Source organism: uncultured Mailhella sp., assembly GCF_944324575.1.
GTDB lineage: Bacteria > Desulfobacterota > Desulfovibrionia > Desulfovibrionales > Desulfovibrionaceae > Mailhella.
The window spans coordinates 21,218-27,732 of the sequence record NZ_CALUWV010000027.1; the positions used below are offsets into that span (position 1 = coordinate 21,218).

The 6,515-nt window shown below is 61.2% G+C and carries 4 protein-coding genes; 1 reads left to right on the forward strand and 3 read right to left on the reverse strand.

Going from position 1 to position 6,515, the window contains the following annotated elements; all coding sequences use genetic code 11:
- Nucleotides 1–93: 93 nt before the first annotated feature.
- Genes Q0J81_RS05130 through Q0J81_RS05140 form a run of 3 tightly spaced genes read right to left on the reverse strand, consistent with a single transcriptional unit; the run spans nt 94 to nt 5,864 of the window.
- Nucleotides 94–3,228 (reverse strand): efflux RND transporter permease subunit, encoded by a 3,135-nt coding sequence (locus tag Q0J81_RS05130; RefSeq protein ID WP_294446388.1) that lies wholly within the window; start codon nt 3,226–3,228, stop codon nt 94–96.
- On the reverse strand, nt 3,228–4,421 hold the full coding sequence (locus tag Q0J81_RS05135) for an efflux RND transporter periplasmic adaptor subunit (protein WP_294446390.1): 1,194 nt from the start codon (nt 4,419–4,421) through the stop codon (nt 3,228–3,230). The genes Q0J81_RS05130 and Q0J81_RS05135 overlap by 1 nt, the downstream gene beginning before the upstream one ends.
- 36 nt (nt 4,422–4,457) lie before the next feature.
- Entirely contained in the window at nt 4,458–5,864 is a 1,407-nt protein-coding gene (locus tag Q0J81_RS05140) for an efflux transporter outer membrane subunit (RefSeq protein ID WP_294446391.1), read from the reverse strand.
- A gap of 239 nt (nt 5,865–6,103) precedes the next feature.
- Between Q0J81_RS05140 and Q0J81_RS05145 the strand changes: the two genes are divergently transcribed.
- On the forward strand, nt 6,104–6,515 hold a 412-nt coding region (locus Q0J81_RS05145), incomplete at its 3' end, for a LysR family transcriptional regulator (RefSeq protein ID WP_294446392.1).

A 6,515-nucleotide genomic window follows, 5' to 3' on the forward strand; every position in this document is an offset into this window, starting at 1 on the left:
CAGGGTTTTAAACGGCAAGGGCCGTCCTTTCGGACGGCCCTTGTTTTTTGGTCCGACGCGGCGGAGGGAGAAGCCGTCGCGCGGACTCAGCGGTTATTCATAGCGCGGCTTTCTCGTGAGCTTCTTGCGGAACCATGCCGTGAGCGAACAGATGACCACGAAGAAGGTGGGGATGAAGAAGATGCCGAGCGTGGTGGCGCACACGGTGCCCCAGAACACGGCCGTGCCCACGGCGTGCTGGCTGGCTGCGCCTGCGCCCGAAGCCGACATCATGGGCAGCACGCCCAGACCGAAGGCCAGCGAGGTCATGAGAATGGGGCGCAGACGGATGCGGCAGGCTTCCACGGTGGCGTCGATGAGGCTCCGTCCTTCCGCCTGAAGGTTTCGTGCAAATTCCACGATAAGAATGGCGTTCTTGGACGAGAGGCCCATGACGGCCAGAATGCCGACCTGGAAATATACGTCGTTGGTCAGATCCTTGAAGTAGGTGCCGAGCACGGCGCCGAGAATGCCGAGCGGTATGACGAGCAGCACGGCGAACGGGATGGACCAGCTTTCGTACAGGGCGGCCAGAGCCAGGAACACGACGAGTACCGACAGCGCGTACAGCATGGTGGTCTGGGAGCCGGCCATTTTTTCCTGATAGGAGAGGCCCGTCCATTCCATGCCGAAGGAGTTGCCGAGCTTCTTTACTTCCTCTTCCATGATGGCCATGGCAATGCCGGATGCTACGCCGGGCATGGGTTCGCCCTGATATTCGAGGGCGGGCATGGCGTTGTAGCGCTGCAGCACGGCGGGGCCGAAGGTCCAGTCGGTGGAGTAGATGGCGTTGAAGGGCACCATCTGTCCGGCCGCATTGCGGAAGTGGATGCGGTTGAGGCTTTCGGGATTCTTGCGCACGCTGGCGTCGCCCTGCACGTACACCTTTTTCACGCGTTCGTTGTGCACGAAGTCGTTGACGTAGGTGCCGCCGAGCATGGTGGACACGTCGGAGTTCACGCTGGAGAGCGAGAGGCCCATGCTGGTGGCCTTGGCGTTGTCCAGATGAATGTTGAACTGCGTGATGTCGTCCATGCCGGTGGGACGGATGTAGGCGATCTGCGGATTGGCAAAGGCCGCGCCCATGAGCTTCTTGCCGGCTTCCACCAGCTTTTCATGACCTACGCCGCCGCGGTCCTGCAGTTCCATGGTGAAGCCGTTGGTCATGCCGAGGGAGATGATGGCCGGGGGAATGGCGGCGATGAACTGGCCGTCGAGAATGCCGGCGAAGCGCTGACGTATGCGTGCGGCCACGGAAGCGGCGTCCTGACCGGGTTTGGTACGGTCGGCGTAGTCCTTGAGCTTGACGAAGCCCATGCCGGTGTTTTCGGATATGCCGCCCATGCTGAAGCCGGCCACGAACATGTACGATTCCACGTTTTCCTTCTCTTCATTGAGAATGAAGTCGGAAACCTGCTGGAACTGGGCCGTGGTCTGGGCCAGCGTGGCGTTCGGGGGCATCTGCAGCATGGTGATGATGGCGCCCTGGTCTTCCGAGGGGAGGAAGGAGGTGGGCAACTGCTTGTATACGAGGCCGAGGCCGCACACAAGGGCGGCGTAGATGATCATGAGTCTGCCGCCGCGCTGCACGAGAGCATGCACGCCGCCGGCGTAGCGATGCTGGTTCTTGGTGAACATGCGGTTGAACCAGCCGAAGAATCCGTGCTGGGCGCCCTGGGAATGGGGCTTGAGCAGGCTTGCGCAGAGCGAGGGGGTCAGGATCAGGGCCACGAGCACCGACAGCGTCATGGCGGACACGATGGTCACGGAGAACTGCCGGTAAATCACGCCCGTGGAGCCGCTCATGAAGGCCATGGGCAGGAACACGGCGGAGAGCACCACGCCGATGCCGATCAGCGAGGAGCTGATTTCGTCCATGGACTTTTCCGTGGCGGGCACGGGATCGAGATGTTCTTCCTGAATCACGCGTTCCACGTTTTCCACGACCACGATGGCGTCGTCGACGAGCAGACCGATGGCAAGGACCATGGCGAAGAGCGTCAGGGTGTTGATGCTGTAGCCGAAGGCGAGCAGCACGCCCATGGTGCCGAGAAGAACGACGGGCACGGCGATGGTGGGAATGATGGTGGCGCGGAAGCTCTGGAGGAACAGCCACATGACGAGGAACACCAGAATGATGGCTTCCACGAGGGTCTTCACCACTTCATGGATGGAGGCGAGCACGGGGGGCGTGGTGTCGAAGGCCAGCTCGTAGGCCATGCCGTCGGGGAAGTAGTGGGAGAGCTCCTCAATCTTGGCCTTCACCAGATTGGCGGTTTCCAGGCCGTTGGCGCCGGGGGCGAGGGTGACGCCTATGCCCGAGGCGGGGTGTCCGTTGTAGTAGGTGGTGATGCCGTCAAGTTCCGTGCCCATGGCCACGCGGGCCACGTCGCGGATGAACACTCTCTGGCCGTCTTCCGTCACCTTGAGCAGCACGTTTTCGAATTCGGTGGTGTTGCGCAGAAGGCTCTGTGCCTTGATGATGACGTTGAGGGCCTGATCGTTCTTGCCGCCGATGATGTTGGCGCCGAGCTGACCGGCGGTGACTTCCATGTTCTGGGCGGTGATGGCGCTGCGCACGTCCGAAGGCGTGAGCTCGTACTTGGTGAGCTTGTCGGGGTCGAGCCAGATGCGCATGACGTACTTGCCGCCGAACACCTGCACCGTGCCCACGCCCTGCGTGCGGCTGATTTCATCCTTGATGTTGGTGCTGATGTAGTCGGCAAGGTCGATGTTTTCCTGACTGTTGTCCGGCGAGTACAGGGTGATGACCATGAACATGTTGTCGTTGCCCTTGGACACCGACACGCCGTAGCTCTGCACGGCGGAAGGCAGCTGCGACTGCACCTGCTGCACCTTGTTCTGCACCTGCATGTGGGCCACGTCGGGGTCGGTACCCACCTCGAAGGTGAGGGTGATGGTGGACATGCCGGAGGAGTCGGACTGCGACTGCATGTAGATCAGGTTGTCGATGCCGGTCATGTTCTGTTCAATGACCTGCGTCACGGTCTGGTCCACGGTGGTGGGGGAAGCGCCCGAGTAACGCGTGTTGATGAGTATGGAAGGCGAGGCCACTTCCGGGTACTGCGATATGGGCATGGTGAATATGGCCAGCACACCGAACAGCATGGTGACGATGGCCAGCACCCATGCGAATATGGGGTGATGGATGAAAAAGCGGGAAAGCATTATTTGCTGCCTCCGGCGGCCTCATCAGCCTTCATTTCTTCTTCGGTGACCACCTGCACGGGCTGTCCGCCGCGGGCGTTGTGGACGCCGTTGAGCACGATTTCCTCGCCGAGCTTGAGGCCGTCCGTGACGTACCAGTCGTTGCCTATGGCGTGGCTTATGGTGATGTTGCGGCGTTCGGCCACACCGTCCTTGACCACGTAGACGTAGGGCAGGCCCTTGAGATCGCGCAGCACGGCCTTCTGCGGGGCGAGAATGGCCTGATCGTCCTGTCCCATGACCACGTTGACGCGCACGAACAGGCCGGGCAGCAGCACGTTGGCGGCGTTGGGGAACTCGGCGCGCAGGGTGACGGTGTTGGTGGTCTGATCCACGTTCACGCCGGTGAAGTTGAGGTGACCGGCGGCGGGGTAGAAGGAGCCGTCGTGCATGGTGAGGGTGGCCTTGATGTCGGAGGGGGTCACGTCCTTGAGGTCGCCGCGTTCGCCGAGCTGCTTCTGCAGGGAATACAGGTCGTCGGAAGACTGCGACACTTCCACGTACATGGGGTCGGTCTGGTAGATGGTGGCAAGCGGCGAAGCCTGGCTTGCGGTGAGCAGCGCGCCCACGGTGAAGTTGCTGAGGGTGATGCGACCGCTTATGGGCGCGCGCACCTCGGTGCGGCGGTAGTTGATTTCCGCGGAATCCACCGCGGCCTTGCACGACTGCACGGAGGCCTGCGCCTGACGCAGGGTGGCCTTCACGTCGTCGTAGTCCTGCTGACTTACCGACTTGGTCTTCAGCATGCTGGCCGTGCGGCGTTCGCGAAGCTTCGTCACGTTGAGGTTGGCTTCGGCGCTCGCGAGATCGGCGCGGGCCTTGTCAAGGGCGGCCTTGTAGGTGTCGGGCTCAATGCGGTAGAGCACGTCGCCTTCCTTGACCATGGCGCCTTCGGTGAAGCAGCGTTCCTTGAGAATGCCGCTCACTTCGGGACGGACTTCGGCCCAGCGGTAGGCCACGGTGCGGCCCGTGAGCTCGCGCTGAATGTCCACCTTGTGGGGAGTCATTTTAACGGTGGTCACGCGCGTCACGCGTGCCTGGGGCGACTGAGCGGCGTTGTCCTTCTTGGATATGAGGCCGCTCAGCTGATCGCAGCCGACAAGGAGGAAGGGAAGCGCCAGCAAAGCGGGCGCAAGCTTAAAAAGTCTGGCCATTATGGTATGCTCCTTGAATAAGGATGGAGTAGCGGGTTATTCCTGCCAGCCGCCGCCGAGGGCGAGACACACTTCGGCTATGCTGACAAGGTGGTTGGCATGCGCCACGGCAAGGGACTGCTGCGCGGTGAACAGGTTGCTTTCCGCGGTGAGCAGGTCGAGATAGGAGGCGAAGCCGTTGTCGTAGCGGGTGCGGGCGTGCATGACCGCGCGGGAGAGGTAGTCCACCTGACGGGTGATGGCGCCCACGGAGTTCGCGTATTCGGTCTGGGACACGAGCGCGTCGCGCACGTCCTTGAAGGCGTTCTGCACGGTGAGCTCGTAGGTGGCCACGGCGGCCCGCTTGGCGGCTTCCGCGCTGTCCACGGTGCGCTTGATGGTCCAGAAGTTGAGGGGCAGGCTCAGGCTGCCGCCCACGCTCGCGTACTGATTGGTGCTTCTGAGCACTTCGTTGAGCTCAAGGCTCGCGCTGCCGAGCAGACCCGTGAGCGAGAAGGACGGGAAGAACGAGGCGCGCGCCGTGCCGATGTCGTAGTTGGCGGCCTGAAGGTTGGCTTCGGCCTGACGGATGTCGGGACGGTGCTCCAGAATGTCGGAAGGAATGCCTGCGGGCAGGGCAGGGGTCTTGTCCAGCGAGGTCATGAGAGAGGAGGGAGCCTTGAGACCGTCCATCTTCATGATTTCAGCAGGCGAACGACCGAGCAGCACGGCAAGGGAGGTTTCGGCGGCATTCTTGGCGATTCTTGCGGAAGCCAGGGCATTGCGCGCCGTTTCCACGTTGGCGCGAATGCTCAGAATGTCGAGGTCGCTGATCTGGCCGTTGTCGAAGCGGTTCTGGTATATCTTGAGGGAGTCTTCGCGGTTTTTCAGCACGTCCCGCGCAATTTCCTCCTGCCAGGTGTAGGCGCTCAGCCAGAAGTACGATTCCACGGTGCTGGCCGCCACGGTGAGAATCACGTTGTCGCGCGCGGCTTCGGTGGCCACCAGAGAGGCGCGGGCGGATTCTGCGGCGTTCCAGTATTTACCCCAGAAGTCGAGCGTCCAGCTCGCGGCGAGCGCGCCGGAGAAGGTGTGCGTGTTTTTGCCGTTGTTCTGCATGGCGGCGGGCGACGTGGAAGAACGCGCCATGGTACGCGTGCCGTCGGCCGAGGCGGAAGGCACGGGCAGAAGCGCGTCGCGCGCTATGCCGAGTCCGGCCTGAGCCTGATCCACGTTGGCCATGGCCTGGTCAATGTTCTTATTGTGCGCGAGAGCCTCTTCCACCAGCGCGTTCAGCGTTTCGTCGTGGAAGCGTTCCCACCACTTGGTCTGGAGAGCCTGCGACTGCGAAGCTTCCCAGGTTTGAGGGATATCCATTTCCGGACGCTGATAGTCGGGCGCAAGGTTGCAGCCCGTAAGAAACAGCATGAATGCCGGAGCAAGAATCGACAGCATTTTGACCATATCAAGGCTCCTGTATCCTTAATAAATGCGCAACGTGCCGGAATGCAACGAGATTGAGCCTGGAAACGATGTGGAGTGCGTTCCCGTGTCTGTCTCGCCGGAATCGGCATCTCCCTTGTTTTGAGAGGGGGCGTCATTTTGATTGAGTGGACATACCGTATCTTTCTTGTTATAAAAAATCAAGAAGCATCAATATTTTGATAGAAAAAAGAAACGTTACGTCAGACAGGGGGAAAACCTTGAACTGGACTATAGAACAGTTGCGCGCTTTTGTCACGGCGGCGGAAAAAGGTTCGTTCTCCGCTGCGGGTCGTGCCATGGGCAAGGCGCAGTCCGTGGTGAGCACGCACATTGCCATGCTGGAAGACAGTCTCGGCGTGGAGCTTTTTGATCGTTCGTCGCGTTCTCCCGTGCTTACGGAAGCTGGGCGTGCGCTTCTGCCCGAGGCTCATGCCGTGCTCAGGCAGAGTCATCGCTTCGATTCCTGCGCCATTGCGCAGTACAGCGGCGAGGCCGTGCAGCTCAACATCGTGGTGAGTCACGGCGTGCCGTTTCAGGGCATAAGCGAAGGCATGGCCTCGCTTTCGGCAAAGTATCCGTTTTTGAGCGGCAGCTTTCACATCCTGTCTCTGGCCACCGTATGGAAGCAGG

What these genes read in the sequence shown, in the direction of transcription:
- Q0J81_RS05130 (WP_294446388.1), bottom strand. Translation starts at nt 3,228, where the DNA reads ATGCTTTCCCGCTTTTTCATCCATCACCCCATATTCGCATGGGTGCTG.
- Q0J81_RS05135 (WP_294446390.1), bottom strand. Translation starts at nt 4,421, where the DNA reads ATGGCCAGACTTTTTAAGCTTGCGCCCGCTTTGCTGGCGCTTCCCTTC.
- Q0J81_RS05140 (WP_294446391.1), bottom strand. Translation starts at nt 5,864, where the DNA reads ATGGTCAAAATGCTGTCGATTCTTGCTCCGGCATTCATGCTGTTTCTT.